Raw genomic sequence first — 26,372 nt, 5'->3', positions numbered from 1 at the left:
GGTCACGTAACATCACCATCAAGCCAAGAAAAGTAACTAACCGCAGAATGAGAATTCTGTGCATTTTGCTCTTATTTATTGTTTTAGGTTCACTAGTCTTTTATCTTGATAAACATAGAGCGTGGCCCCCCTACTATCACTTTTTTACCTTGTAAATATATCTTGCATACTATAAAACCGAAAAGTATTTTTATTTTTCAGAAAAATAAAAACAATAACACGAAATTTATTGTATAATGTTGTAAAAAGATGTCGGAGGGATTTAATGTTAAATAAAATATCTCAATTCACAATTAAGCTTTCATCAATTCTTTTATCACTCTTACTATTATTAAATTTACCTTATTTATTTATCACTCAACAAGGATTTACCTTTCAACCAATTTATTTTTTTAATCAGACCGTTACTATGTTAAAACAGGTTTTTTCCCCTGAATCATTAGTGATTATAGGATCAGACCCGAAGTTTGGCCATTTCAAAAAAACACCATTATTTCCAACTGTTTTAGAACCTTACCTATATTCATTTACTATATTATTTTTAGCCTTTTTTCTTGCTCTCTTTTTATCATCTAGCATGGCATTTTTTTATTTTTTAGCAAAAGATTATATAAAAAAATGGATAAACCGAATTGTGTTCATATTAGAAGCTGTCCCTGATATGATGATGATGATTTGTTTGCAAATATTTTTCATATGGGTACTTCAGAAATTTGGGGAATCTCCTGTCACTATTATTTCTTTTAATGAAAATCGAGCTTATTTACTCCCTATTTTATCATTAGCTGTCTTACCTACATTACAAATGTTTCGGATGATGGTGTTATACATAAAAGAAGAGCAAGGAAAACATTACGTAGAGGTTGCATATGGAAAAGGCCTTTCATCAAGTTATATACTATGCATTCATTTATTCAAAAATATATCTATCCACTTCTTCCACCATTTAAAAACGATTTTTGTTTTCTTACTTTCTAATTTATTCATTTTAGAATTTGTTTTTAATATGGAAGGCATTATTCAATTTTTATTTAATAAGGCGTTTGTTTCACCTCCAGCTGCATTTATCATACTTGTTATGATTGTTTTACCATTTTACGCCATTTTCCAAATAGTCTCATTCATGATGAATAGATGGAAAAAGCAATTGAAAGGAGTATCATTATGAAATCTATTTGGAAATCAAAACGCTTTTTAATCGGCTTTACTTATCTATTCATACTTATTTCAGCTAGTTTTATTTATAGTTGGTTCTTTAAAGATAACATCCCAAAACCTCCTCAGTTACTTTACAATGACAATAACGAATTACTTGGAAAGGCCCCCTTTCCGCCATCGTTAATTCCACCTTTTGGATCTGATCGTTTTGGAGAGTCTGTTTTCTTACAAATTGTAGAAGGAGCAAAATTCACTATTTTATTGGCCATGGCAATTAGCTTCTTTCGAATTTTATGCGGAACATGTATAGGAATCCTCTTAAGTTTATTTGCTCCAAAACTCAAGAGATTTTTCCAGTCATGCTCAGAAGTTTTTTATTATATTCCAACTCTATTTATCGCATTCATACTCATCACGCCCGTTAATATTATAATCACATCAAATGCTGATGGGGTAGATCCAAATATTTCATTTACGTTTTATCAAGTACTCGTACTTATTTTCGTCGCTCTGCCTACACTTTCTTTATACATATCCTCAGAAGTTGATGAATTTATGAAACAAGATTACATCTTAAGTTCACAATTACTGGGGGCTAGTCGTTTTCATATTATAAAAAAACACTTACGAGTCTTATTACTTGACCGCTTATTTGTATTATTTATGGAACATATCGTCCAAACACTCATACTCGTTATCCATTTAGCGTTGCTTAACATTGTAATTGGCGGCATACAAATGCGTGAACTCTATGACGGAGTGCTCAAACCTGTTTCTCTATCTAATGATTGGGCAGGTCTTATTGGATTAAATCGTAATGAAATGAATCTTTCATGGTGGATTATTTTTTATACTCTCGCTTCATTCTTTATTACGATTCTATTTATTAAGCTTATGACCATCGGGATTCAAGATGCACTGAAAGCAAGAGATTCGCAAATTGTAGCAATTCAAAACGTTCCAGATCATAAAAAATTCGTTAAACATAAAGATTCCTTTTCGTTTGCAAATAAAGTAAACCTTTAATCATTTCTCATTAATCAAGTATTAATTGGCATTGATATTATAGAAAATAAAGAAGATGATTCCTATTAAATACAGGGATCATCTTCTTATGCTGTCTAACTTTTTTACATGTATTTGCTAGACTCATGCTTTTTATATTTAAAGTGAATTATTTGCAATCACAATTATGTTTTTTAAAATCAATTACCATACGCCCTTGAATTCTACCTTGTTCCATTTCTTCGAATACATTTTGTACTTTATCTAGAGAACAAGTTTGAACAACTGGCACTACTTTTCCTTCTGCCCCGAACATAAACGCCTCTTCCAAATCTTTACGAGTACCAACTAGAGAACCAACTACTTCAATTCCATCCAGTACAAGTCGTGGGATGTTTAAGTCCATTGTTTCTACTGGTAGCCCTACTGCAACTACTTTACCGCAAGCACGTACTGCATCAACTGCTGAGTTAAAGGCTACTTTAGAGACTGCTGTTACTACCGCAGCATAAGCGCCACCAAACTCCTCTTGCACAATTTTATCAGCAGGACCTTGAGAAATTGGATTGATAGTCATATCAGCACCAACTTCTTTCGCTAAGGCTAATTTGTCGTCATTAATATCTACTGCGATTACCTTTGCACCAAATACATTTTTAGCATATTGGATAGCTAAGTTACCTAATCCACCGCAGCCATAGATTACAATAGGTTGACTAGGTTTAATATCTGATACTTTAATAGCTTTATATGTAGTTACACCAGCACAAGTAATTGATGATGCTTGAGCAGGATCTAATCCTTCTGGTACTTTTACCGCATAATCAGCTGTAACGATACATTGTTCAGCCATACCACCATCCACTGAATAACCAGCGTTTTTAACTTCACGGCAAAATGTTTCTCTACCAGTTACGCAATATTCACAACGTCCACAAGATTGGAACATCCATGCAATACTTACACGGTCACCTATCTTTAGTGAAGTAACATCATCAGCTATTTTCGTAACAATACCTACACCCTCATGACCAAGAATACGGCCATCAGTGTTACCAAAATCATGATTCGCAACGTGTAAATCAGTGTGGCAAACTCCACAATACTCTACATCTACTAACGCTTCACCTGAGTGTAACGGACGTAATTCTTTGTCAATCACTTCGATGTTTGCTTTGCTGTTTTTATTAACCACTACTGCTTTCATATGTGATCTCCCCTTTAGTGTTTTAGCATTTTAATGAGTTTATCTCACAACTACTTTCTTCACTACTTTGGCTAGTTATTCTACCAAATTTAAGTGTTCAATCATCATTACATCTTCATCATAACATGATACTTCATAAACAACTTGTGAAATTATGAACAATATTTGAATTATTACACAAATCGGTCTTTATTTTAAATTTTTAAAAATGAGAGTTTATCATTGACTATAAGTAAGTCACATATTTCTAAAACAAAATAAATTAACAAACTTCTCACCGATAAAAAAGCTCTTCACTCAATATTTTCTACATGTAAACACTTAGTTTCACAGTAATATCCTTTGCCACCAACATAAACTTTTTCTATTTTATTTTTGCTATTGGTTGCTAATTTAACTAATATTTCAGAAGGCGAGTGTAAAGAATAACCTTGTTCAAATACATAGACTTCTTTTTTCAAGTAGTCCTGTTCATAAAGGTAGCAAGCTAATGCACCGTTCGAAGTTCCAGTCGCTGCTTCTTCATTGATGTCGTATAGCGGAGCAAAATTTCTGCATATAATTCGATTGTCATTAAAAGTATATAGATGCATCCCGACAACATTATAATACTTGCTGATTTCTTTAATTTTTTCAAAATTAGGTTGCAGTGCATGTAATTGTGTTTCGCTTTTTATAGGAATTAAAATATCTTTTAAGCCCGTGGAGACAATTTGAATTGGGTATTTATTTTCTATATCTTTACTATCAAAACAGTCGATGAACTCGTTTGGAGATACAACATCATAGAATATCGGTTTATTTTGTTCCATGAATATGATGTCATCTTTTATAGTAATAGTAAGAACACCGCTGTTCGTTTCAATCGTATAGCGATTCCTGAAAAGTTTATTTAAATGCATCAGTATCGCGAAAGAGCCAATTGTGGCATGACCACATAAATCAACTTCTTCTTTTGGTGTAAAATACTCAAATTTATAATCAGCAATTTCAGATTCTGATATAAATGCGGTTTCCGCATAGCCCAGTTGTTTGGCTATTTCCATTTTTTGAGTAGTGGTCAATGTATTCTCAATAAATACCACTCCTGCTTTATTTCCGCCTTTATGATCCTTGCTAAATGCACTTGCAACATAAACAGATATTTTCATAAGACACCTTCCTCACTTATAGTAAATTATAGTATAGAAAGCACTACATATAAATTCCATTGGATAAATTATCCCTAAAATAAGAAACAAACTATTTTTAGCATTTGAACTCTCCAAAAATAGTTTGTCTACAGTCTGAAAGCTCTTCATTTGAAGAGCTTTTTTTATATTCGCTTCATCGAAATCGTTTCACGTATACTTTGTAAATTTTTTAGAGTTTCCTCTTGTCGCTGCAACGACAACCCTACATACAAAGTATCTAATAAGCTTAACTGTGCTAATCGTGATGAACTTGCTTCTGTGCGGAATTCAGTCTCACGTGTTGATGTATATAACGTTATATCAGCAAGTTGACTTAATACTGATTTCTTATAGCTCGTAATCGCAATAATTTTGGCTCCTCTTGCTTTCGCTACTTCTAACGCTTCAAGTAATCCTTTATTGCTACCAGAATGAGAAATACCAATAACAACTGAATTTTCCGAGAGTAAACCTGCCCCCATAATTTGAAAATGCGAATCAGTATGAGCGATACAAGAAATACCCGTTCTCATAAACTTATGATACGCATCCATTGCAATAATACCAGAGCCACCATTTCCATAAAACTCAATTCGACTTGCTTCTTGTAAGGCTCGTACAGCCTGCTCAAGTGCCGTTTCATTAAGCAAATGTAAAGTATCTTGCAGTCCTGTAATATGCGAATGAAAAACTTTTTTAGCAACAGTTACCATACTATCTTCTGCTGATACCTCTTCATGGATATTTTGCATCGGTGTATGTACAATTTCACGAGCTAATGTAATCTTTAAATCTTGAAAACCTTGCAAACCAAGGTTTTTACATAAGCGGAATATCGTAGCTTCGGAACTATTCGTAACTTCAGCTAATTCTGTAATAGATTTATGTACAACATCTTGTGGATGTTTCAAAATATGTTCGGCAATACTTCGCAATTTCGGTGATAAACCATTTAACGAAGCCTGAATCTTTCCAATCCCACTTCTTGTACCAGGCATAACATATCCTCCCCTTCCATCGTAGCTTTATCCTGTAAAAACCGATTAGTTAAACTAATCATCAGTGGGGATGGTCCTCCACTGATTAGAGTTTCACTTTATTGTACCTAATTATCGAAAGAAGAAAAACCTATATTAGGGATTACTATAATTTTTAATTGCTCCTATGTATTCTGTCATACGATATAACAGAATTATTCATGCTTATGAATAATTCTCTCCATGTTTCACTGCGTATAATGCGGCTTGCGTACGATCATCCACTTCCAATTTAGCTAAAACGTTTGAAACGTGTGTTTTCACAGTTTGTTCTGTAATATGAAGTTCTGCTGCAATCTCCTTGTTGCTTCTTCCTTTCGCAATTTCGCGAAGTACCTCTTGCTCTCTTTTCGTTAACATTGAAAAAGGATTTTCTACTTCCTTCTTTACTGCAGAACGCCCCATTAATGCAGGTGTTACTTTCGGGTGAAAATTCGCATTTCCTTGATGTACTGCAATAATAGAAGCGACAAGTTGCTCAGGTTGTACTTCTTTTAATTGATAACCATCTGCTCCAGCTTCAAGTGCTGGTATAACATAATCTTGCTCTGAAAAACTACTTAATATAAGTACCTTTATTGTCTCATCATATTGCTTTAGACGTTTTGTTGCCTCAATTCCATCCATTTTCGGCATCGATACATCCATTAGTACGACATCTGGTCTTTCTTTTTGCACGAAATGTAATGCCTCTTCGCCATTTTCCGCTTCCCCAATAATTTCAAATTCTTCTCTCGTTTTCAAAAAGAATACAAGTCCTCTTCGAACGATATGATGATCCTCAACTAGTAGCAGTTTAATCTTCAACCTTATTCTCCCCTTCAAATCGGCAATTGAATTTCTATTTTTGTACCCTTTTTCAGCTCTGTTATAATTTGAAACGATCCCTTCATTAACTGAATACGTTCCTTCATACTTTTCAGGCCAAGTGCTGATTCCCTTACTTGTTCTTGTATAAATCCTATTCCATTGTCTTCTATGTAAAAATGTAACTGGTTATTTTCTATTTTCAAAAGAATATGTACCTTTTCACACGAAGCATGCTTTTTACAATTATGTAGCGCCTCTTGGCTAATACGCCATAAAACTTCTTCTATTTCATCCCCAATTGAAACCATCCCATCAATTCGAACTTCCACTTGAACTCCTAATAACTTCCCGTAATTTTGAATTGCTTCTGCTAATCCTTTCTCCAATCCTTCAGGTCTTAATTGCCAAATTAATAGCGTCATCTCTTGTAATGCTTCTTGTGATAATTCCCCAATATAACTTAACATCTCTTGCAATTCTCTATCTTGCGTCATATTCAGAGTACCTTTCGCTGTTAGCATAATAGAAAATAACAATTGTTTTACTGAATCATGTAAATCACGTGCAAGTCGATTTCTTTCCGCTACCACTACATATTTACGTTCTTTCTCAACTAATTGAATACGTTGTATTGTCGTTCCAATTTGAAATGCAATTGATTCTAATAATGCTAACTCTTCCTCAGAAAAATGAGTCTTATGAGGTGCAGCCACATTTAGTAGACCAAATTTTTCTGATCCAGACCTAAGCGGAATTGTCGCATGATGTGTAACATCTTCTGTCTCTCCCCAATTACATTCAATTGCATCTTCTATTCGCTTACATTCAATAATATTAGTCGCTTTTTCCAATCTCCCATTCACAAAACGTTCTACACACCAACAGTTTCCTTCACACATCGGCTTCTTCTTTTGCCACGTAAGAGCCTCTGGTAAATTTTCGTCTACAAGCATACTGTGCTTTCCACTTTCATCAATAAAGAATATCCACCCTGTTTGTAAATTCATTACTTGTAACAATGTATGCAACACTTTTTCTAACATATCCTGTAAGTTTGTTGCTTCATTTAATAATTCAGCAATTTCTTTTAATGCTTCTAAACGACGCATCTCTTTTTCTTCAAAGTTCATTCTCATCACCAACTACAATTATAACATTAAGAAATTTCTAAATTCTATAAATAAAAAAAGAACCGAATTCCTTCAGCCCTTTCTTTATATCAATCATTTTATTATTGTTATTCTATCCAATGTTGGAAGCAGAATTTTTGTTAACAAACGATTCTACTTTAGCTGTCCGATAAAGATTGTCCACCATGGATATGCTGTAAACCTTCAGTAGTAACAACCATATTCGCTGCTGGCATTTGCACTTGATTTTTATGGAACATAGACATTAATTCAAATCTTACTTGTCTAGAAGTTTCAAAATAATCTTCTGGCTTTATTAAACCTGTAATACAAAATTCATAGCCAACATATTTCAAGTTAGGATTTAAGTCTGTAACACCGACGTATTTAAATGGTTCAACAGCCTCATCCTCTACTCTATAAAGAGTTTGATTCAATTTTTCATTGCATATAACACATACTTCTTCTAACAATTCCTTCACTCTTGTTGGATCTTCCTGATAACTTACCGTGATGCGTTCAATTACACGCATCCATCCTTTATTAAAATTTTGTATCGTTCTAATCTCTCCGTGCGGGATGGTAAGTAGTTTTCCTGACCATTCACGAATTTGCATAAAACGAATACTAATCTCTTCAATAGTTCCTGAATTTGTTCCGTTAAAAGTTACAAAATCACCAACCCGAAACTCTTTGTCCGCTAATCTTGCAAAGCCTAATATAACATCTTTTAGCATCTGTTGTGCAGCAAAACCGATGACAACTCCAGCTATCCCTGCACCTGCAATAATACTTTTTATATCTACAAATTGGCTAATTAAATATATGATAAGACTGATGATAATGATATATCTAAAAATAGATCGAATTACACTTTGAATCGTCTGCTCTACCTCTTCATCAAAAAAGCTTGATTTCCTAAAAAACCAATCAATAATACGGTTTATTACAAAAGAAATAATGATTAAAACTAAAGCAAATAGTAAAAATCTTAAAAGTAAAAACTCTCTTACATAATTAAAAAATTCTTCCGTATACGTTAATAAGCTCATTTAACCACTTCCTTACTAATTAAAAAATTCATAATCGCCTAAGTTTGTTCCAGAAAAGTCTATTATCCTAATCTAAAATGCCGCTACCCTTACTATGTATTTTGACTCTATTACTAATTCACTTTAAACAGTATGTCTAGCTGTTCTTTTTCCTTTCCCTTTAAATATACCCTTTTTAATAACCTAAGGGGGAGCAAATCGTGAAATTTTTTTATACGTTAAAACTTTATTCATCTCATTACGATTTCAACTCATTTATTCATTAACTACGTAAAAAAAGAGCTGAATTTATCAGCTCTTTTATTCGATATTAATTGTTGTCTTACTACTTTTTTCTTCTTTCAATTTTGGCAATTCAATTGTCAGTACGCCATCTTTATAATTTGCTCTAACATTTCCTTCCTCAACTTGTTTAAAACTAAAGCGTCGAGTTACAGAACCTATAGAACGTTCTTTACGAATATATGTGCCATTCTCATTTTTTTCTTCTACTTCATTATGATTAGTTGCTTGAATCGTTAATACATCTTGTTCAAAATCAACTTGAATGTTTTCTTTTTGAAAACCTGGTAAATCTGCTTTCACAGTATATTTATCAGATTGCTCATGAACATCTACTTTAAAAGTATCCATGTTCAGTGGCTTAAAGAAAGCATCTGTCATCCCTTCTAATAAAGAAGGCCCAAAATCAAAAATACCATTTTGACGTTTTGTTATCTCTGGAAATAAATTACGCATATTTTTTCCTCCTTATTATTTATGAATGAAAGATTATCTCTTTCTGCCTTTATTATAACATTTGGTCAAAAAAGGTCAAAGTTTTTGTTTGACCTTTTTTGATGTATATTTTACCAAATAAAACACATGAGATATTTGACATCTCTTACATTTATAAAGAGGAATATATTTATATAATAACGAATAGTTTATATGCTCTTATTTTTCCTTAATGAGGTTACCTACAATGGGGTATATCGAAGAAATTAGAGAAGTTGTCGGATCAAGACCACTCAATTTATTAGGCGTTGCGGTAGCTGTTTTCAATGAACAAGGACAAATAAAAGAGACCTTTTTTAAAGGCCTCTTTTTTCACTTCACTTCTGCATGTAGGCATGACTTAAAATGTCCAAGTGCATATTCATGCCCTTGTGCATTAAAAGATGCAACCGCCTTTTCAAAAACTACAATTTTAAACCCTTTATTATAAGCATCTACTGCTGTATGAAGAACACAAATATCAGTACATACCCCTACAAGATGAACCTCTTCAATTCCTCTTTCTCTTAACTTCATCTCTAAGTCTGTTCCTGCAAATGCACTATACCGTGTTTTATCCATGTAATATACATTCTCTGCATTTTTATATGTTTCGTACACATCTTGTAATTCACCAAACAAATCTCTTCCACTTGTACCAGCTATATTATGAGGCGGGAATAACTTTGATTCTGGATGATATACATCATTTTCTTCATGTCTATCAATAGCAAAGACAACGTAATCTCCATTTTCAATATATTGCTTCGTTATATGTACAATTTCCTTCTCAATTTCCTGTCCTGGTTTCCCGCAAGTTAAAGCACCCTTTTCCGCTACAAAATCATATGTATAATCAATATTAATAAGAGCTCGTTTCATAACCACTATCTCTCCTTCTTCTGTTTCACAGTAAACAATAGAAAATTTGTTATTACGACATCGTATGTACTATTCGACATTTCAAATGAAATACCTACATTTTTCTTGCAAAACTCACCTTAATCCGAGTTTATCATAAAGTGAAACTTTAATCATTGGAGAGTTTGTTCATCTCCAATGATTATCAGCCCTCATCAATCGTGCATTTACAGGCAGTTGATCTCCCACCTAATCTCCTCACCTATACCGAGTTTTAAGGTAAGGTCTTACTGCCCGTTAGTGCGGGATATAATAGATAAACAATGGTAAAACAAATAGCTCCTATTGATAAGTCATGAATTTGATAATTGAGCGTAGCTTGAATCATCTCTTGTATCGTAAACCAAAATACTGCCATCATCATACTAATCAAGACGATACGAATACACCGATTCACATCTTCAACCTCTTTCTCTGTCATAGTAGTAACAAGTGATTACTTCCTATTTAATCGTATTAGAAAATGAAATAAGTTATTCACTCTTGCACACTCTAGTCCAAACAAAAAAGCACACTACTTTTTGAGTAATGTACTTTTTATTCTTGTTAAGACGCAGGTTTTGTCTCAAATGTTGCTTGATTAAAACTAATAACCTTTCCTTTCGGGTCATTGTTTTCATACTGAACTGCAGTAATTGTATGACTACCTGTTTCCAGCGTTTTTTCTTTTAACTGCACTGTTGTCTGCGTTGTACTAGTTACTTGATGTTTATCCGTATACATTTGATCTACAAATACGAATGTTTCTTTATCACTTTGAAAATTAGAAAGTTCTAATTCAACTTGCTGAATTAACGTATCCTTTTTGATGAATACAGTCGGTATATTGCCGTTTTCAGAAGTACCATCTGGAGTAATAACTTTTACTTTCCCTTCTCCAATTGACATTGCTCCTTCAGGAAATACAACCATATTCTCATCACTTGCGTTTACAACTTGTTCTTCCTGTTTTGATTGCGCGTCCTCTTTTTCCTGTGGAGCACCGCAACCAACTAATAACAATACAGACAATCCAGTGATTATGAATTTTTTCAAAATTCATCCCCCCTGCAACTTCATTATAATTTATTATACAAAAATAACTTTTAAATTTTGAGACTACTTTCAACACTTTCATGAACAAATAGAATCTTGCTCACGATTAATGTATCATACTTTCCTTAATAGAACATTAATTTTTTTTATGAAATAAATAGTAATTCCCTCTTATCTATCATTTTAGCCCAACATATGAATTACATACCCTCAAAAATAAAAAGACATTGTTAGTTCAATGTCTTTTCTATACAGCAATTAAAAAACAAACGTTGTAATCTCATCTACTTCTTTTCTTGGAAGTTTCTTCGGTTTATCTTTCGGAAATCCGAGTGAAATAACCATATTTATTTGTTTTTCAGGCGCAATTTGTAAATATTGGCGCAGTTCATCTTGAGCTAGCAATACTGGCCCTGTCATTGGACAAGTACCAAGTCCCTTTGCATGTGCAGCTAACATTAAGTTTTGTGCCGCTAAACAGCTACTCTTAATGCCTTCTTCTTCCCAAACGGAATCTGGAACAAAAGCAATTGGATCAAATATCTTTTCACGGAACTTTGATTCATATGGTGTTGCCAAACATACAATTAATACTGGTGCCTCCGAGAAAGCTGTTGCATATGGTCCGAAAGAACGTGTAAGTAATTTCCCTGCTTTCTCTTCTCCATTTTCTGCTGCTTTTGCCGCAAGTTTATGTAATGCATCCCATGTCATTTGTTCAATTTCTTTAATCTTCTCTCGATTCATGATAACTAAGAATTCCCACGTTTGTGAATTCGTATCACTCGGTGCGTAACGAGCACAATCAATTATTTCTTTTATATCATTAGTAGATACTTCTTGATCTGTAAACTTTCTAACACTTCGTCTTCCGTGAATTACTTCTTTAAAATCTTCATAATTCATATATTAAATCCCCTTTTTACAGCGTTTTCAAAACTTGTCCTATGCTTGAATTATATCATGAAAAAAAGCCGGAAGAATACCAGCTTTTTTCTTCATGATTAATTTGTCACTTTAAACAAACGAATACTCTCTTCGTATGCAGCTTGTAGTTTTTTCGTAATTGGTCCTCTTTCACCAGCCCCGAACTGTTCATCACCAATTTGAACGACTGGGAATATTTCAAGTGGCGTCGCTGTAAAAAAGCACTCCTCAGCGTCATATACTTCTTGTAATGAAAACTCTCGTTCCTCTACATCGATATGTAACTCTTTCGCTAATGTAATTACGTAGTGACGTGTAATACCATGTAAAATGAAATGATCCGCTGGATGTGTAATCAACTTATTATTCTTCACGATAAAGAAATTGGAATGACACCCTTCAGTCACAATACCATCTCGTACTAATATTGCTTCTTGATACCCTTGTTCATTTATTTTGTTTTTGATCATGATATTAGGAAGCAAATTTAAAGATTTTATATGACAAAACTTCCACCTGATGTCCTCTTCTACTGTCACCTTAATCCCTGCCTCCATTGAAGCAACTGGTCTTGGGAACGAAACAAGATTTGCAAAATATGTTGGTTGTAAATCTGATTCATATACATGATTGCGCGGTTGTGTACCTCTTGATATTTGTAAATATACATTCCCATCTTCTTGAAACTGATTTTTTTCAATCATTTGATATAACTCTTCTACTAATTCTTCCTTCGTAAATGGTGGAATTAGTTTTATTTCTGCCATAGAGTTAAAGAATCGTTCTAAATGTAAATCTAATAAATGTGGCTTCCCGTCATATAGTCTGAATACCTCGTATATACCATCACCAAATTGAAAGCCTCTCTCCTCTAATGGAATCATCGGCTGTTCTTCCTTCGTATTTACAATTCTTCCGTTAAATAAAATCCAATCTTTATGAGTAGCTTTCATTCTTCCCCACTCCTTTATCACATGATTGTTTTAATTGTACAACTTATCTACACTCAAAAGAAGGAATTTTCTGTATTTTAACAAACAAAAAAGTGCATCACTTATTTAAAGGGATGCACTCGACTATTCATTTACTTCAGAAAATATTTTTCAATATCATCTAACATAAGATTTGCAGCTACAATACCACCTGCTGTATTCCAAATCACTTCATCTACTTGGAATACTTTATTATTTTTAGAAGCCTGTAGTTGCTTAAAGAGTGGATCTTCTGTCCATTCCTTCGCTAACGAATTTCCTTCATTATTCTTATCTGCATCTTTATCAGACGTGAAATAGAATAAGTAGTCTCCGTCCATATTTGGAATCTGCTCTTTTGTAATTCCTTTTATCGCAAAATCATCTTTATCTTGTAATGGTGGTCGTTTAAATCCAATATCATTTAAAACAACACCCGAGAATGAGTTTTTTTGATAAATACGAACATCACCTGGCACGAAACGAATAATAGAAACTTTAGAATTCAATTTATCGCCTAACTTCTCTTTCATTCCTTCAATGCGTTTTTTATAATCATCAAGAGCTTTTTGCCCTTCTTTTTCTTTATTTACAGCTTTTGTATAAAGTGTAAAGTTTTCTTTCCAATCACCGCGTAATGTTTCTGCATAAACAGTTGGTGCGATTTCTTTTAGCTGATCATATATTTTTTCATGACGCATTTTATTTCCGATAATTAAATCTGGCTTAAGCTTCATTACAGCCTCTAAATTAATATCACGTTCAGTTCCTACAACTTCCGTGTTTTTTAACTCTTTCGCTAAATGAGGATACCATTCATCACCAGCACGTGGTTTCGTAGTCCCCACTGGCGTTACGCCCACAGCTAGGAGAGCCTCTGCGCCTTCATTTGTTAAAACAACAACTTTTTTAGGTGTACCATTTACTGTCGTTTCACCCATTGCATGCTTTACCGTATATGAATCTTTTGCTTTCGCTGATATATTATTTTCTTTTTTCTCTTCTTTACTACATCCTGCAATTACAACCATGAGTATCATAATGCAGAACATAATTAGTTTTTTAGTATGTATCATATGTCCTCCCTAAATGAAATCGATTATCATTAACATTTAAAGATTAATGTATCTTATATACATTGTCAATGTATATAAGAAAACTTTTTTAATATATACTATTTAGATTCTATCCGCTTTTCTAATGTTTCTTTTTAAAACATAGTGCATAAGTATGAAAATAAATGTTGTTATTAAAATGCGTATCCTTGTTATACATAACAAGGATACGCATCCATATTGCATTATCATTTTAATTCCTAATATTGAGTATGTTTAATATACGCTGGGTCATTATATACCCACTGATTTCCACCAAGGTTTAACCAACCATTTTCATTTATATATACTAAATAAGATTCTGGAGAATTTAATTGGCGGATAACTGCAGATGTAGTTGATGGACCACTTCTTAAATTTACATTCATCCCTTGTATATATGCAACCCCAATCGGGCTTCCATCACTATTGCTTGTCTTTACAAAATTAATGTACGAAGGATCATTATACACCCATTGCCCATTCCCCAAATCTAGCCATCCGTTACTTTCCTGATATACAACGTAAGATTCTGGAGAATTTAATTGACGAATAACTGAGGAAGAAGTTGATGGACCATTTCTTAAATTTACATTTTTCCCAAGAATATAAGCGATTCCCTTCGTTTGAGGTGTCGGTTGTGGGTTAGGGGGTTGTGGATTTGGAGCTACTCCAAAAATAGCTGCTATTCCATTTGCATACGCTTGACTTATATCTTCAATAAATTGTGGATTTTTTAATAAATTTGCATCAAACGCTGTATCAATAAAAGCAGTCTCAGTTAAAATTGCATCCATTGTGGTTTCTCTTAATACCGCATAATTTTCTTTTTTTGCTCCTCGATCACGAAGACCATATTTTGTTAATACAGGATTGACAGCTGTATGCATTTTTTGTTGCTTTGCATATGCAGTGCTGCTATTGGATAACGCATTATAAATATAACTTTCAAAACCTGTACCCCCGCCGCTATTAATATGAAATGAAATAAAATAATCCGCACTGAAAGCATTAGCAATATTAGCACGTTCAGATAAAGAAATAAACACATCACTATCACGTGTCATTTTAATTGTAATTGGGTAATTTACCGTTAAAATGTCTCGAACGCGTCTAGCAATTTGAAGTGTTAAGTTTTTTTCTACTAAACCATTACCAACAGCACCAGAATCATATCCACCGTGCCCTGCGTCTATAACAAGTTTCATTTTATTGCCCCGCCCCTTTCTTGTAATATGTTTGCATTTCTACTCGTCCTATTTTATGTGAAATGTACAGGTTCTGTTACAATTGCAAATAAAAAAACCGCCTTATGTAAGGCGGTTTCTATCATCTTGCTTTAACCAATTTAAAATAAATATATACGATTGATAGTGAACATAACGTATGCAAAATAAAATAAATAAAAGTGCTATTCCAACACCACTATAAAGTAAACCAAACTTTAAAAAAACATTTACAAGTGGTGGAAAGTTCATTAAATTTTGTAATGTACTAAGCATACAAAACATAATGAAAAAGACAGGGATGTATTGTAATTCATACGGCTTTTTTTTCTTACTCATTCTTTTCCGAATGATTATATGACATAATTCTGCTACTATAAAGCACCCTCCAATTAATACAAGACCAGAAGTCATCGTCATACATCCACCTGCCTTATATTTATTGTATCGCATAAATAATCATCGTTATATTTTCTTTACATACTCTTCATCTTCTGAAGCAAAACCAAAACTCTCTATGAAAGACTTCGCCTTTTCTGTTAATTTCTCTTGTAGCACTTTTATTTCTTTCACATTTCTTTGTTTCATCATTTCTTCAAATGTAAAATACGTATTTGTACCATAACCGTAACCTTGGTAATCAAAATGAATAATTAGCTGTGATAAAACAGCCCGTTCCTCTTGTACACTATAATCTATTACACCAATATATGTATCATCAACTTTCACACAGTACTGTACCTTTTTCTCACCTAAACTATGCGATTTAAACATTTCTTTAACAACGCTTTCATTTTCTACAGTAACTTTCTCAAACGTAATCATATGTTGTCCATCCTTTTACTATTATTGTATCAATAATACTTCCTATTTATGAAAAAAACCTTAAGACCGTATGCGATCTTAAGGTTTTTCTAATTAAACTAAGCTATACGCACGTTTTGTTTCTTCATGGAACTTATTCGTATCGTATTTATGCTCAACATAAATTTGGTGCCATACCATAAACGCAAGTACAGTCCAAATTTTACGGCTATAATCGCCTTTATCTGCACAATGTGCTTCCAGTAAGTTTAATACATACTGTTTGTCGATTAAATGCTCTGTCTTACTTTCGTTTATAATATTTATAGCCCAATCATGCATTTCGTCTTTTAACCAGTGACGAATTGGTACTGGGAATCCAAGTTTTTTACGATCTAATACGTGATCTGGAACGATTCCGCGTGCTGCTTCACGTAAAATAGCTTTCGTAGTTCCGTTAGCAATCTTAAATTCAGTTGGAATTTTAGATGCAACATCGAATACTTCTTTATCTAAGAACGGTACACGAAGTTCTAATGAGTTTGCCATTGTCATTTTATCAGCTTTTAATAAAATGTCACCGCGTAGCCATGTGAACATGTCAATGTACTGCATTTTACTTACATCATCATAATCTTTAATCTCGTTATACAATGGTTTCGTGATATCCATATAGTTAACACTTTCATTGTAATACTTCATTAATTCAGCTTTTTCTTCTTCACGGAAGATTTTAGCATTTCCATAGTAACGCTCTTCAATTGGTGTACATCCACGCTCTAGGAAGCTCTTACCTTTAAATCCTTCTTTAAGAGCACCACTTAATGCTTTTAGAACGCTCTTACCTGGGCTAGGAATGTAAGAGAACATTTTTAGTGAGTTTGGCTCACGGTAAATGTTATAACCACCAAATAGCTCGTCTGCGCCTTCACCAGAAAGAACAACTGTTACATGTTTACGTGCTTCTTTCGCAACGAAGTACAATGGTACAGCTGCTGGATCAGCTAAAGGATCATCCATATGCCAAATGATTTTTGGGAACTCATCCATAAATTCTTTCGCTGAAATGAATACGTTATGGTTTTTAACGCCTAATTTCTCAGCAGTTTCTTTCGCAACATCAACTTCACTGAAACCACGTTGCTCAAAACCAACAGAGAATGTTAAAAGATTTGGATTCATTTCTCTTGCGATAGAAGCGATGATAGATGAATCGATACCACCAGATAAGAATGAACCTACTGGTACATCACTACGCATATGCACTTTTACTGAATCATATAACACATCACGAATTGCTTGGATATGCTCCTCTTTCGTTGCACTTGAAGCATTGAAATAAGGTTTCCAGTAGCGATGGATTTCCATCTCTTTACCGATTTCTTTTACGAAATAATGACCAGGCTCGATTTTATTAACATCAATTGTTAAAGTTTCTGGCTCTGGACCATATTGGTACGTAAAGTAATGTTGTAGTGACGTTGGATTAACGCCTTTATCTTCCATCACATGCATAATACTTTTCTTCTCAGATGCGAAGAATGTAGTATCACCTTGTTGTGCGATGTATAAAGGTTTAATACCGAAGTGGTCACGTGCACCGAAAAGTTTCTTTTCTTCACGATCCCAAATCATAAATGCAAACATACCACGAAGGTAGTCTACACATTTTTCTTTCATATGTGCATACAATGCAATGATAACTTCTGTATCAGATTGCGTTGCAAACGTTGCACCTTTTTCAAGTAACATTTCACGTAATTCTACATAGTTGTAAATTTCACCATTAAAAATAATTACATATCGATCATTTTCATAAGTTAGCGGCTGATGTCCTGCCTCTAAGTCAATGATGCTTAAACGGCGGAAGCCAAATTGTACATGTTCATCACGAAAATATCCTTCGTCATCTGGACCACGGTGGAAAATCATCGTGTTCATATTTTCAAATTGATGTTTTTCTGTTTCTGAAAACTCTCTAGGGTTTTCACATAAACATCCTACAAAACCACACATACTTCTTACCCTCTTTCAGTTTTCATTCTGTCTCTATACTACTATATCAACCCTATTTATACTAGCATAATCAACTGAATATGGCGACCAAAAACTATAAAAAAATCACTCCATTTCACATTTTTAACAATTTTTTATGAAAACATGAAAACTAGGCACTCACCTTTCTCCGCTTTTGTCATATGATATTGCAAATTGATTTCTAGGAGGGAATACCATGAGTGAAGAAAAAAAAGATTCTTCTCGCCCACCGGTTCGTAATTACTTAAAGCAAATTGATGATTTCTTCGAGCAAACACCTCTTCGCAATGTAATCGCTGATTTAAATCATTTTTTCCAAAAAGGAAACCGTTTATTAACATTCCCTGTAGATTTATATGAAGTTGGTGAAGAACTCGTTGTTACAGCTGAACTACCAGGTATACAAAAAGAACAAATCCAAATTGAAATACAAAGTGAATACTTAAAAGTCTCTGTAAAAGAAGAGATACTTGAAGAGGAAGAAGAACAAACATCCCATAACTATTATCGCCGAGAACGTTCCATTTCAGAAGCATCAAGATTGATTAAATTGCCGTATTCAATCAATAAAAAAGCGGCAAAAGCTTCTTATCAAAACGGCGTATTAGAAATTCGGGCGCCGAAACTTCCCCAGCAACATGACATTTTATCGATAGACTAATGCAAAAAAATAAGGGTGCTATGCACCCTTATTTTTAACCCACTAATCGCTTCATATCACGTATAATGTCTTCGTATGGCGTATTACTAATGCCACTATACTTTTTCATTACTTTTCCGTTTTGATCAATTAAATAAAATGATGTACCATGCATGACCTGACCGTTCTCCGGCTTATCTACAAGTGATTGGAAATTATCTTTTGAAAACTTTGTAATATCTTCTAACGAATACCCCGTTAATAAATTCCAGTTACTAGTATCCTCTGTAAACTTTTGAATAAAAGCTTTCAGATTTTCTGGCTTATCAAGGTCTGGATCTACACTAAACGAAACAAACTGAACGTCTAATTTCTCTTCTTTTGCCATCTTTTGAAGCTTGGCCATATTTGCAGTCATTGGTGGACAAACTGTCTGACAATTTGTGAACATAAAATCTGCAACCCAAACTTTCCCTTTTAAATCTTTTGTACCAAATTTCTTTCCATCTTGATTTGTAAATTGGAAGGTTTCTAAATCCCAATTTAATGGTTTACGAAGCTTTGAACCTGATTCACTACATCCAGCAAGTACAAAGAGACAAAATACAACCATAAGACCAATTATTTTTTGATAACGCTTCATTTATAAACCTCTTTTCTCTATCCTAAATTTAAATAGGTTATGTTTATAATAACAAAAGTTAACACTACGAGAAAATTGTTTACTACATTTGTTCACGAAATCGTACGAATTTACGTATGTTACTTCTTTATTTCAAGCGAATTACTAGACAAAATATATTTTTTTACTATTATTTCTCTAAATAAAAGTGATAAAACTAATTTCATTGTTACTTTTGTAAATACCTCTCCCTATTTTTTAACAATTCCTTAAACATTAATCCATGTTTTACACTGTATTCCTTAACAACATTTCGGTACAATACAAATACAACGATTTTAAATGAGGTGATGTTCATGGCAAAGCGCTATGAAAATATGGATAATGTTAGTACAAAAAAATCAATTCGCTCTTTTTTACGCTGGCGTAAAGAACGAAAGCAAAACAAAAAAGATTTTTCTTTCTTAGTAGAACAATCACCCGTTAAACAAAGTGCATTTTTGCAAAGTAATGTTGAAAAAACGACTATCACATGGATTGGGCATTCCACTTTTCTTATCCAAACGAATGGACTTAATATATTAACAGATCCAGTATGGGCTAATAAATTAAAGCTAGTTCCAAGACTTACAGAACCTGGACTCTCTATAGAAGCACTACCTAAAATTGATATTGTCCTTATTTCACATGGTCATTATGATCATTTAGATTTTTCAACTCTTCGTCAGTTGAATGATGATGTTCTATATCTTGTACCTATTGGATTAAAAAAATTATTTACTCGTAAGAAATTTAAACATGTAGAAGAGTATAAATGGTGGGAAAGTACGATAATTAACGAAGTTTCTTTTCACTTCGTACCTGCTCAGCACTGGACGAGAAGATTCTTATTTGATATGAATACGTCTCACTGGGGTGGATGGATTATTGATAATGAAACGACTATGGAAACCATATATTTTTGTGGTGACAGTGGCTATTTCCAAGGTTTCAAAGAAATTGGTGAACGCTTTTTAATTGATATTGCTCTTATGCCCATTGGCGCTTATGAACCAGAATGGTTTATGAAAGTATCTCATGTTTCACCTGAAGAGGCCGTGCAAGCTTATTTAGATTTAAACGCTACACATTTTATACCAATGCATTACGGAGCTTTTGCACTCGCCGATGAAACACCTCGTGAAGCAATAACTAGACTTCGAAATAATTGGAATTTGCGCATGTTACCGTGGGAACAACTGCATGTACTCTTTTTAGGTCAAACTTTTATTTATAGTAACGCAACAAATGATAAGCAAATAAACGAAAAAATTGAAACTTTACATGTGTAACGTAATGACTGATTTTCTATATCCAACATATAATATAGAAAATCCTATAGTGAAACTTTAATTAGTGGGATTTCTTCATCCCCACTGATTATTTGCCTTCACCGATCAAGCTTTTACGGGCAGCCCGCTACCTAACCTCTTTGCTCCAGCTAAATTTGAGGTGGAGAGTTTTACTGTCCGCAAATAGCGGGATAAAGGGTGTTTTCTATGAATGAATATTTACAGACTCGCTATATCATTAGCGGTAGTGCCTGTGTAGCTCTTCTTATTTCTTACTTTCTATTTACATAAAAAAGCTACTTGAAATATATTTTCAAGTAGCTTTTTTATTACTCTGCTAAATACATAAATCCGATTGCGCCCGGACCTGTATGAGTACTAATAATAGGCGTTGTATAGAAAATTTCTGATTGAGCAAATCCACTCACTTTTTCAACCGCCGCTTTCATACTTTCAGCTAAAGGAATTGCTTTTGCATGCGGAATTGCAACAGCTTTTACGACTTTTCCAGCCGTATCTTGCTCAAATAACTTAGCTAATGTTTTTACAATTTGGCCTTGGCTACGAACTTTCGTTACAGGATTATAAACACCGTCTTCAAGACTAGCAATTGGCTTTATATTAAGTAGCGAACCGATAAACGCTTTTCCTTTACCGATACGTCCACCCTTCACTAAGTTTTCTAATGTATCCACTACTACATATAAACGAGTATTCTTTCTTACTTCATCTACACGTTTTAAAATTTCTTCTAGTGAGCGTCCGTCATTTGCCATTTTTGCAGCTTCAATTACTTGATATGCTAAAGCATGTGTAATAAATTGAGAATCAACAACTGTTACTTTTGTATCAGTCATTGATGCAGCGCTATTTGCAGTTGCTACAGTACCGCTCATTCCACTTGTCATATGGATAGAAAGGACTTCGCTTCCATCTTCCCCTAGCTTGTCATACATTTCTACAAATGTACCCATAGCTGGTTGTGATGTTTTTGGTAATTCCTCTGATTTAATCATTTCTTCAATAAATTCGTCAGGTTGTAAATCAACGCGATCTAAATATGTTTGTCCATTTACAGAGATTGATAATGGTAAAACATGAATGTCATACTTTTCGATTACGTCTTGTGATAAATCTGCCGTTGAATCTGTTACAATTTTAATTTTTTGCATACTATACTTCTTCCCTTTCCAATACGCTCTCCTTGTTATTATACTAGTATTCCCATTGCTTTCAACAATTTGGAACGAAATTTCATCAAATTAATTATATTTTCATATCTAAAATGAAAAAGACAGAGTTTACTAACCCTGTCCGTACTTCGTATCATGCATTTTTTTCAAGGGTATTTGTTTTATATACATTTAAATAATCATTCCACTTCAAACAATTTTGTAAATATTCACGGAAAGAATACGAAAATCTTGGGTGTTTTTGTTTTTGAATTTTTGCAATAAATAATTGAAGACGAGACTGAATTAGAAACGATAATGGATGCTGTGCCTGTAGGACAGGGATTTCGAATATTTTAATGCAATCCCCTGTTGAATGAGTGAAATAAAAACTTTTCGTAATCACAATATCAATCCTCTTTTTCATTGGATTTTTGAACTTCCTCTACTTTGCGCTGTAACACGTTGTTTAAAGTGGAGTAAAATCAGACTTATATGATTTCTGTAGTCCTTATGGCTAGAAGATTTATACTCTATTCATCTCCACCTAATTCACCTTCCCGTCCTAAATATCTCTGAGACGGGAATCTCATTATCCATCAATTGTTTAATACATTTAGTATAAGCTTATAAAAGCGCAAAGTTTGTCTAAATTTTGGAGATTCTATAATTTTTTTCTTCTATATATTGTATACGTTTATAGCTATAGTATAACAAATAAATAAAAAAGTGCCTTTATAACGAGGCACTTTTCGACTGCATTTCTTCTCTTTTCTTTTTCCTCTTACTAACAACCTTTGATAACGCAATACTTACTTCATAAATACAAATAAGCGGCACTGCAACTAAACTATGAGATAAAAAGTCTGGCGGTGATATACAAGATGCAATGATAATTAATGCTACGTAAGCATACCTTCTTATTTTTATTAAAAATTCCGCCGTAAGTATTCCAATACTAGTTAAAAACATTACAACGACTGGCAATTCAAAAATCACAGCAAATGGAACTGTTAAATTAAGTACAAAATGAAAATACTTTTCTGTCGTAAACATCGTATTAAACATTTCATTACCTATCGTAGTTAAAAAGTGAAATAGAAACGGCATTACAATGAAATATCCAAAACATAAACCTGCGAGAAATAATATAGACAATACCGGTATATACATTATTGTCATCTTTTGTTCATTTGGATGTAAACCCGGTTTTACAAATAACCAAATTTGTATAGCAGCAAAAGGAATTGTACAAACGATAGCAAATACTGTAGCAATCGAGAAAAAAATCCACAATACATCACTTGGACCGAGAACAGTTAATTTCATTGGTAAATCTTTTACAAGCCAAAAATAAATATCCTTTGTAAAAGTAAATCCAATAATTAAAAATAGTACAAAGGATAACACCGTATATATTACTCTTTTTCGAAGCTCAACAATATGTTCTACTACGCTCATTTCCCGATCTTCCATCTCGTTCACCACACTTTATTTATCCATTACAAGGAAAATACACTACATTTTTTCTTTCTTTTCCTTTTCTTGAAATGCGTCATCTGTCAATTCTTTCGTTGATTTTTTAAACTCTTTTAACGTTTCTCCTAAAGCCTTCCCGATTTCCGGCAATTTTTTAGGTCCAAATAAAATGAGTACTGCTACTAAAATTAAAATTAACCCTGGAAAGCCAATATTTGAAAACATTTCCCCATCCCCTTTATTAGTAGTTTCCTTGTCCTACTATTACATAATTTTATTTTGTCAAAAAAGTTTGAAAACGTCAACAAATCCATTGTCTTTTGTCAAAAAAATTCAAAAATATAATCAATTATACAAATTTCATTTTCTATTGCTCTTGTGTATGATATGGTAAGGGAAATGACATATTATTTTATGATAGTAGAAAGGATTTGCATTATGACTGAAAAAATGACACGAATGACCCAATTTGTAAAAGAAGAAATTGCAAATGCAATTACACATGGTATCGGTGCCATTTTAAGCATCCCTGCCTTAATCATATTGATTATTCATGCTTCTAAGCACGGTACCGCATCAGCTGTAGTTGCATTTACTGTTTATGGTGTAAGCATGTTCTTACTGTACTTGTTTTCAACATTGCTACATAGCATTCATCATCCTAAAGTAGAAAAAATATTTACTATTTTAGATCATTCAGCCATTTACTTATTGATTGCTGGCACGTATACTCCTTTTCTACTTATTACACTTCGTGGCCCATTAGGATGGACGTTGCTTGCTATAATATGGACACTAGCAATCGGAGGTATCGTCTTCAAAATTTTCTTTGTACGTCGCTTTATAAAGGCTTCAACTTTATGTTACATCATTATGGGTTGGCTCATAATCGTTGCCATTAAACCACTTTATGAAAATCTAACTGGACATGGTTTTTCACTACTTTTAGCAGGTGGAATTTTATATTCTGTCGGAGCTATATTCTTCCTTTGGGAAAAGCTACCTTTCAACCATGCCATATGGCACCTGTTCGTTTTAGGTGGTAGTGCGATGATGTTCTTCTGTGTACTCTTTTATGTCTTACCTACAGCATAATAAAAAAGGATTCAGCTTACTATAAGCTGAATCCTTTTTTATTACTTATGTAATTGTGATGCGATAACTTCCTGTGTATGCTTCGTTAATTCTTTAATATCCATATTCGCATAATCTTCAGGTGTAATCGGCTTAGAAATTGTTACTGTTGCATGAGCTGGCTTCATACGATTTCCATTCGCTTCAAACATCTTATATGTACCATCTAACGTTACAGGTAAAATTGCTACACCTGACTTTACTGCCAGATGAAAACTACCAGCCTTAAACTCTCCAACTTCGCCACCCTTACTTCTCGTTCCTTCAGGGAAAATTACGATAGAATGTCCATTCTTTAATAGTTCAATTCCATCTTTAATCGCTTGAAGAGATTGACGACGATCGCTACGATCCATAAATACACAATTCATAAGTTCCATCCAAGTTGGTACAACTGGGAACTTTTTAATCTCTGCTTTTGAAACGAATCCAATTGGTTTATTTAAGTAACCTAGTAAAACAGGGATATCCATATTACTTTGGTGATTACTTACAACTAGTACTGGCTTGTCTTTCGGAACATTTTCAAGTCCTTTCACTTCTACTGCCCCTCCAGCTACACGTACCATTTTCTTACCAAACCAATTTGTCGTTTTATACACAGCATTGTCTTTTTCTTTTGGCGCCATCGTATTTACTTGTCTTTTAAGACGCCACATTCTCGGTGTAATCGCAATTACGATTAAAATTAAATAAAAGATTTTAAAAAACGTTTGAATCATACAGAACCCCCACCTATTATCATTCCGACCTTCATTATACTAGACAAACGAAGGAAAAAGAAGAAAAAAAGTCCAAACAGCAAGTGTTTGGACTTTTTAAGCATTCTATATTAGAAACGTTTTGCTAATTCACGAGCATTAGCAATTGCTGCTTCTTTAATTTCTTGTGCTTTTTCAGGGTTTGCATTCATACCTTCAACTGCGATATATTCAGTATCATTTACACCGACAAATCCTAATACAGTCTTTAAGTGATTGCGACCGAAGTCTACAGCTGCGTATGCTCCTTCAGAATATACGCCACCTGTTGCCTGAATGTGAAGTGCTTTTTTACCTTCTAATAAGCCGACTGGACCATTTTCAGTATATTTGAATGTTTTACCTGCGATTGCTACGTTATCTAAGTATGCTTTTACTACTGGTGGATAGCTAAAGTTCCACATTGGAGTTACGAATACATAACGATCTGCATTCATAAATGTTTCTAAGTTTGTGTTCATTGCTGCTACTTTTTGTTGTTGAACTTCAGTTAAAGCTTCAAAGCCTTCACCTGCTGCAAATTTACCCCAAGCAGCAAATACATCTGCATCAATTGCTGGTACTGTAGTATTGAATAAATCAATTGTTACAACTTCGTCTTGTGGATGTTCATTTTTATAAGCTTCGATGAAAGCTTCCCCTACTGCCATTCCGAAAGAACCTTCTGCTGAATTTGGATTTGCTGTAATAAATAGTACTTTTGTCATTGTATTCTCTCCCTTTTTTCTCTTTATCTTTAATTCAAGATTTATTTTTTAAAAGTTAACAACTTACCTTATGTAAGTATAATACAAAAAGTTTTAATCAATGTCAATAAAAAATAGCTACTTTTTTTTCGTAAGTTAATGATTTACTTTGTTTCCTTAAAATTTAGTATACAGATATTAAGAA

At 33.5% G+C, this 26,372-nt stretch carries 29 protein-coding genes and 1 pseudogene; 6 read left to right on the top strand and 24 right to left on the bottom strand.

Annotation, left to right across the window (positions count from 1 at the left end; translation table 11 throughout):
- Window positions 1-265 precede the first annotated feature (265 nt).
- Together HFD78_RS14675 and HFD78_RS14670 are read left to right on the top strand one after the other, a co-directional pair.
- The gene (locus HFD78_RS14675; protein ID WP_000932684.1) at window positions 266-1,168 is read left to right on the top strand and encodes an ABC transporter permease subunit; all 903 of its coding nucleotides are present in this window, start codon (window positions 266-268) and stop codon (window positions 1,166-1,168) included.
- Window positions 1,165-2,184, top strand: coding sequence for an ABC transporter permease (locus HFD78_RS14670; RefSeq protein WP_000836565.1), 1,020 nt, complete (start codon window positions 1,165-1,167; stop codon window positions 2,182-2,184). The genes HFD78_RS14675 and HFD78_RS14670 overlap by 4 nt, the downstream gene beginning before the upstream one ends.
- A 148-nt stretch (window positions 2,185-2,332) precedes the next feature.
- On the opposite strand, the gene adhP is transcribed toward HFD78_RS14670, so the two are convergent.
- The 7 genes from adhP to HFD78_RS14635 all read right to left on the bottom strand — a co-directional run bounded on the left by adhP (window position 2,333) and on the right by HFD78_RS14635 (window position 9,309).
- Window positions 2,333-3,370: an alcohol dehydrogenase AdhP gene (gene adhP / locus HFD78_RS14665; protein ID WP_000649109.1), complete on the bottom strand. Its 1,038-nt coding sequence runs from the start codon at window positions 3,368-3,370 to the stop codon at window positions 2,333-2,335.
- A gap of 293 nt (window positions 3,371-3,663) precedes the next feature.
- Entirely contained in the window at window positions 3,664-4,521 is an 858-nt protein-coding gene (locus HFD78_RS14660; protein WP_000704316.1) for a PhzF family phenazine biosynthesis protein, read from the bottom strand.
- Between the two features lie 164 nt (window positions 4,522-4,685).
- Window positions 4,686-5,540 (bottom strand): MurR/RpiR family transcriptional regulator, encoded by an 855-nt coding sequence (locus HFD78_RS14655; protein ID WP_001119648.1) that lies wholly within the window; start codon window positions 5,538-5,540, stop codon window positions 4,686-4,688.
- 204 nt (window positions 5,541-5,744) lie between these two features.
- Entirely contained in the window at window positions 5,745-6,386 is a 642-nt protein-coding gene (casR, locus tag HFD78_RS14650) for a two-component system response regulator CasR (protein ID WP_000694629.1), read from the bottom strand.
- Window positions 6,387-6,400: 14 nt separating this feature from the next.
- Window positions 6,401-7,519 (bottom strand): two-component system sensor histidine kinase CasK, encoded by a 1,119-nt coding sequence (casK, locus tag HFD78_RS14645; protein ID WP_001008465.1) that lies wholly within the window; start codon window positions 7,517-7,519, stop codon window positions 6,401-6,403.
- A gap of 158 nt (window positions 7,520-7,677) precedes the next feature.
- Window positions 7,678-8,571 (bottom strand): mechanosensitive ion channel family protein, encoded by an 894-nt coding sequence (locus HFD78_RS14640; RefSeq protein ID WP_000055434.1) that lies wholly within the window; start codon window positions 8,569-8,571, stop codon window positions 7,678-7,680.
- A gap of 300 nt (window positions 8,572-8,871) precedes the next feature.
- Window positions 8,872-9,309, bottom strand: coding sequence for an Hsp20/alpha crystallin family protein (locus HFD78_RS14635; protein ID WP_001245054.1), 438 nt, complete (start codon window positions 9,307-9,309; stop codon window positions 8,872-8,874).
- Between the two features lie 226 nt (window positions 9,310-9,535).
- Here HFD78_RS14635 and HFD78_RS29490 point away from each other — a divergent pair.
- Window positions 9,536-9,631: pseudogene (locus HFD78_RS29490) on the top strand (DNA mismatch repair protein MutT); the annotation flags it as partial.
- A gap of 29 nt (window positions 9,632-9,660) precedes the next feature.
- Here the strand turns inward: HFD78_RS29490 and HFD78_RS14625 are convergent.
- The 10 genes from HFD78_RS14625 to asnB form a co-directional block, all read right to left on the bottom strand.
- Window positions 9,661-10,209, bottom strand: a complete 549-nt coding sequence (locus HFD78_RS14625; protein WP_000816768.1) for a cysteine hydrolase family protein — start codon at window positions 10,207-10,209, stop codon at window positions 9,661-9,663.
- Window positions 10,210-10,462: 253 nt separating this feature from the next.
- Complete coding sequence (locus tag HFD78_RS29955) at window positions 10,463-10,669, bottom strand: hypothetical protein (protein WP_000136534.1); 207 nt, start codon at window positions 10,667-10,669, stop codon at window positions 10,463-10,465.
- Window positions 10,670-10,794: 125 nt separating this feature from the next.
- Window positions 10,795-11,283: a putative periplasmic lipoprotein gene (locus HFD78_RS14615; protein ID WP_000713496.1), complete on the bottom strand. Its 489-nt coding sequence runs from the start codon at window positions 11,281-11,283 to the stop codon at window positions 10,795-10,797.
- Between the two features lie 258 nt (window positions 11,284-11,541).
- Window positions 11,542-12,189: a nitroreductase family protein gene (locus HFD78_RS14610; RefSeq protein ID WP_001105283.1), complete on the bottom strand. Its 648-nt coding sequence runs from the start codon at window positions 12,187-12,189 to the stop codon at window positions 11,542-11,544.
- 98 nt (window positions 12,190-12,287) lie between these two features.
- A complete protein-coding gene (dat, locus tag HFD78_RS14605) occupies window positions 12,288-13,163 on the bottom strand; it encodes a D-amino-acid transaminase (protein WP_000648368.1) in 876 nt (291 codons plus the stop codon).
- A gap of 131 nt (window positions 13,164-13,294) precedes the next feature.
- Complete coding sequence (locus HFD78_RS14600; protein WP_000581991.1) at window positions 13,295-14,257, bottom strand: ABC transporter substrate-binding protein; 963 nt, start codon at window positions 14,255-14,257, stop codon at window positions 13,295-13,297.
- Between the two features lie 239 nt (window positions 14,258-14,496).
- Window positions 14,497-15,483, bottom strand: a complete 987-nt coding sequence (locus HFD78_RS14595; RefSeq protein WP_000779895.1) for an N-acetylmuramoyl-L-alanine amidase — start codon at window positions 15,481-15,483, stop codon at window positions 14,497-14,499.
- 102 nt (window positions 15,484-15,585) lie between these two features.
- Complete coding sequence (locus HFD78_RS14590) at window positions 15,586-15,915, bottom strand: hypothetical protein (RefSeq protein WP_000200459.1); 330 nt, start codon at window positions 15,913-15,915, stop codon at window positions 15,586-15,588.
- 51 nt (window positions 15,916-15,966) lie between these two features.
- Entirely contained in the window at window positions 15,967-16,326 is a 360-nt protein-coding gene (locus tag HFD78_RS14585) for a GNAT family N-acetyltransferase (protein ID WP_000627522.1), read from the bottom strand.
- Between the two features lie 93 nt (window positions 16,327-16,419).
- A complete protein-coding gene (gene asnB / locus HFD78_RS14580; protein ID WP_000333816.1) occupies window positions 16,420-18,321 on the bottom strand; it encodes an asparagine synthase (glutamine-hydrolyzing) in 1,902 nt (633 codons plus the stop codon).
- A gap of 217 nt (window positions 18,322-18,538) precedes the next feature.
- On the opposite strand from asnB, the gene HFD78_RS14575 reads away from it, so the two are divergent.
- Window positions 18,539-19,003: an Hsp20/alpha crystallin family protein gene (locus HFD78_RS14575; protein ID WP_001288085.1), complete on the top strand. Its 465-nt coding sequence runs from the start codon at window positions 18,539-18,541 to the stop codon at window positions 19,001-19,003.
- A 34-nt stretch (window positions 19,004-19,037) separates the two neighbouring features.
- On the opposite strand, the gene HFD78_RS14570 is transcribed toward HFD78_RS14575, so the two are convergent.
- The gene (locus HFD78_RS14570) at window positions 19,038-19,625 is read right to left on the bottom strand and encodes an SCO family protein (protein WP_000833331.1); all 588 of its coding nucleotides are present in this window, start codon (window positions 19,623-19,625) and stop codon (window positions 19,038-19,040) included.
- Window positions 19,626-19,960: 335 nt separating this feature from the next.
- Between HFD78_RS14570 and HFD78_RS14565 the strand changes: the two genes are divergently transcribed.
- Window positions 19,961-20,935, top strand: a complete 975-nt coding sequence (locus tag HFD78_RS14565) for an MBL fold metallo-hydrolase (protein WP_001129628.1) — start codon at window positions 19,961-19,963, stop codon at window positions 20,933-20,935.
- Between the two features lie 329 nt (window positions 20,936-21,264).
- Here the strand turns inward: HFD78_RS14565 and HFD78_RS14560 are convergent, their stop codons facing one another.
- The 4 genes from HFD78_RS14560 to HFD78_RS14545 form a co-directional block, all read right to left on the bottom strand.
- Window positions 21,265-22,107 carry a DegV family protein gene (locus tag HFD78_RS14560; protein ID WP_001169470.1) on the bottom strand — a complete coding sequence of 281 codons (843 nt, stop codon included), beginning with the start codon at window positions 22,105-22,107 and terminating at the stop codon, window positions 21,265-21,267.
- 154 nt (window positions 22,108-22,261) lie between these two features.
- Window positions 22,262-22,513 carry a DUF2535 family protein gene (locus HFD78_RS14555; RefSeq protein WP_000629012.1) on the bottom strand — a complete coding sequence of 84 codons (252 nt, stop codon included), beginning with the start codon at window positions 22,511-22,513 and terminating at the stop codon, window positions 22,262-22,264.
- A 329-nt stretch (window positions 22,514-22,842) separates the two neighbouring features.
- Window positions 22,843-23,583: a twin-arginine translocase subunit TatC gene (tatC, locus tag HFD78_RS14550; RefSeq protein WP_000390120.1), complete on the bottom strand. Its 741-nt coding sequence runs from the start codon at window positions 23,581-23,583 to the stop codon at window positions 22,843-22,845.
- 42 nt (window positions 23,584-23,625) lie between these two features.
- Complete coding sequence (locus HFD78_RS14545; RefSeq protein WP_000492443.1) at window positions 23,626-23,811, bottom strand: twin-arginine translocase TatA/TatE family subunit; 186 nt, start codon at window positions 23,809-23,811, stop codon at window positions 23,626-23,628.
- Window positions 23,812-24,024: 213 nt separating this feature from the next.
- Here HFD78_RS14545 and trhA point away from each other — a divergent pair, with 213 nt between their 5' ends.
- Complete coding sequence (gene trhA / locus HFD78_RS14540) at window positions 24,025-24,681, top strand: PAQR family membrane homeostasis protein TrhA (protein WP_000136889.1); 657 nt, start codon at window positions 24,025-24,027, stop codon at window positions 24,679-24,681.
- A gap of 41 nt (window positions 24,682-24,722) precedes the next feature.
- Here trhA and HFD78_RS14535 read toward each other — a convergent pair whose 3' ends face one another.
- The gene (locus HFD78_RS14535) at window positions 24,723-25,442 is read right to left on the bottom strand and encodes a lysophospholipid acyltransferase family protein (RefSeq protein WP_000616577.1); all 720 of its coding nucleotides are present in this window, start codon (window positions 25,440-25,442) and stop codon (window positions 24,723-24,725) included.
- Between the two features lie 110 nt (window positions 25,443-25,552).
- Window positions 25,553-26,188 (bottom strand): FMN-dependent NADH-azoreductase, encoded by a 636-nt coding sequence (locus HFD78_RS14530; RefSeq protein WP_000170025.1) that lies wholly within the window; start codon window positions 26,186-26,188, stop codon window positions 25,553-25,555.
- Window positions 26,189-26,372: the final 184 nt, after the last annotated feature.

Origin of the sequence: Bacillus sp. EKM501B (assembly GCF_011800505.1) — a bacterium.
In the GTDB taxonomy this organism is placed as follows: Bacteria; Bacillota; Bacilli; order Bacillales; family Bacillaceae_G; genus Bacillus_A; species Bacillus_A cereus.
This window is presented reverse-complemented; position numbering and strand designations above follow the sequence as displayed.

What these genes read in the sequence shown, in the direction of transcription:
- HFD78_RS14675 (WP_000932684.1), top strand. Translation starts at nt 266, where the DNA reads ATGTTAAATAAAATATCTCAATTCACAATTAAGCTTTCATCAATTCTT.
- HFD78_RS14670 (WP_000836565.1), top strand. Translation starts at nt 1,165, where the DNA reads ATGAAATCTATTTGGAAATCAAAACGCTTTTTAATCGGCTTTACTTAT.
- adhP (WP_000649109.1), bottom strand. Translation starts at nt 3,370, where the DNA reads ATGAAAGCAGTAGTGGTTAATAAAAACAGCAAAGCAAACATCGAAGTG.
- HFD78_RS14660 (WP_000704316.1), bottom strand. Translation starts at nt 4,521, where the DNA reads ATGAAAATATCTGTTTATGTTGCAAGTGCATTTAGCAAGGATCATAAA.
- HFD78_RS14655 (WP_001119648.1), bottom strand. Translation starts at nt 5,540, where the DNA reads ATGCCTGGTACAAGAAGTGGGATTGGAAAGATTCAGGCTTCGTTAAAT.
- casK (WP_001008465.1), bottom strand. Translation starts at nt 7,519, where the DNA reads ATGAACTTTGAAGAAAAAGAGATGCGTCGTTTAGAAGCATTAAAAGAA.
- HFD78_RS14640 (WP_000055434.1), bottom strand. Translation starts at nt 8,571, where the DNA reads ATGAGCTTATTAACGTATACGGAAGAATTTTTTAATTATGTAAGAGAG.
- HFD78_RS14635 (WP_001245054.1), bottom strand. Translation starts at nt 9,309, where the DNA reads ATGCGTAATTTATTTCCAGAGATAACAAAACGTCAAAATGGTATTTTT.
- HFD78_RS14625 (WP_000816768.1), bottom strand. Translation starts at nt 10,209, where the DNA reads ATGAAACGAGCTCTTATTAATATTGATTATACATATGATTTTGTAGCG.
- HFD78_RS29955 (WP_000136534.1), bottom strand. Translation starts at nt 10,669, where the DNA reads ATGACAGAGAAAGAGGTTGAAGATGTGAATCGGTGTATTCGTATCGTC.
- HFD78_RS14610 (WP_001105283.1), bottom strand. Translation starts at nt 12,189, where the DNA reads ATGAATTATGAAGATTTTAAAGAAGTAATTCACGGAAGACGAAGTGTT.
- dat (WP_000648368.1), bottom strand. Translation starts at nt 13,163, where the DNA reads ATGAAAGCTACTCATAAAGATTGGATTTTATTTAACGGAAGAATTGTA.
- HFD78_RS14600 (WP_000581991.1), bottom strand. Translation starts at nt 14,257, where the DNA reads ATGATACATACTAAAAAACTAATTATGTTCTGCATTATGATACTCATG.
- HFD78_RS14595 (WP_000779895.1), bottom strand. Translation starts at nt 15,483, where the DNA reads ATGAAACTTGTTATAGACGCAGGGCACGGTGGATATGATTCTGGTGCT.
- HFD78_RS14590 (WP_000200459.1), bottom strand. Translation starts at nt 15,915, where the DNA reads ATGACTTCTGGTCTTGTATTAATTGGAGGGTGCTTTATAGTAGCAGAA.
- HFD78_RS14585 (WP_000627522.1), bottom strand. Translation starts at nt 16,326, where the DNA reads ATGATTACGTTTGAGAAAGTTACTGTAGAAAATGAAAGCGTTGTTAAA.
- asnB (WP_000333816.1), bottom strand. Translation starts at nt 18,321, where the DNA reads ATGTGTGGTTTTGTAGGATGTTTATGTGAAAACCCTAGAGAGTTTTCA.
- HFD78_RS14575 (WP_001288085.1), top strand. Translation starts at nt 18,539, where the DNA reads ATGAGTGAAGAAAAAAAAGATTCTTCTCGCCCACCGGTTCGTAATTAC.
- HFD78_RS14570 (WP_000833331.1), bottom strand. Translation starts at nt 19,625, where the DNA reads ATGAAGCGTTATCAAAAAATAATTGGTCTTATGGTTGTATTTTGTCTC.
- HFD78_RS14565 (WP_001129628.1), top strand. Translation starts at nt 19,961, where the DNA reads ATGGCAAAGCGCTATGAAAATATGGATAATGTTAGTACAAAAAAATCA.
- HFD78_RS14560 (WP_001169470.1), bottom strand. Translation starts at nt 22,107, where the DNA reads ATGCAAAAAATTAAAATTGTAACAGATTCAACGGCAGATTTATCACAA.
- tatC (WP_000390120.1), bottom strand. Translation starts at nt 23,583, where the DNA reads ATGGAAGATCGGGAAATGAGCGTAGTAGAACATATTGTTGAGCTTCGA.
- HFD78_RS14545 (WP_000492443.1), bottom strand. Translation starts at nt 23,811, where the DNA reads ATGTTTTCAAATATTGGCTTTCCAGGGTTAATTTTAATTTTAGTAGCA.
- trhA (WP_000136889.1), top strand. Translation starts at nt 24,025, where the DNA reads ATGACTGAAAAAATGACACGAATGACCCAATTTGTAAAAGAAGAAATT.
- HFD78_RS14535 (WP_000616577.1), bottom strand. Translation starts at nt 25,442, where the DNA reads ATGATTCAAACGTTTTTTAAAATCTTTTATTTAATTTTAATCGTAATT.
- HFD78_RS14530 (WP_000170025.1), bottom strand. Translation starts at nt 26,188, where the DNA reads ATGACAAAAGTACTATTTATTACAGCAAATCCAAATTCAGCAGAAGGT.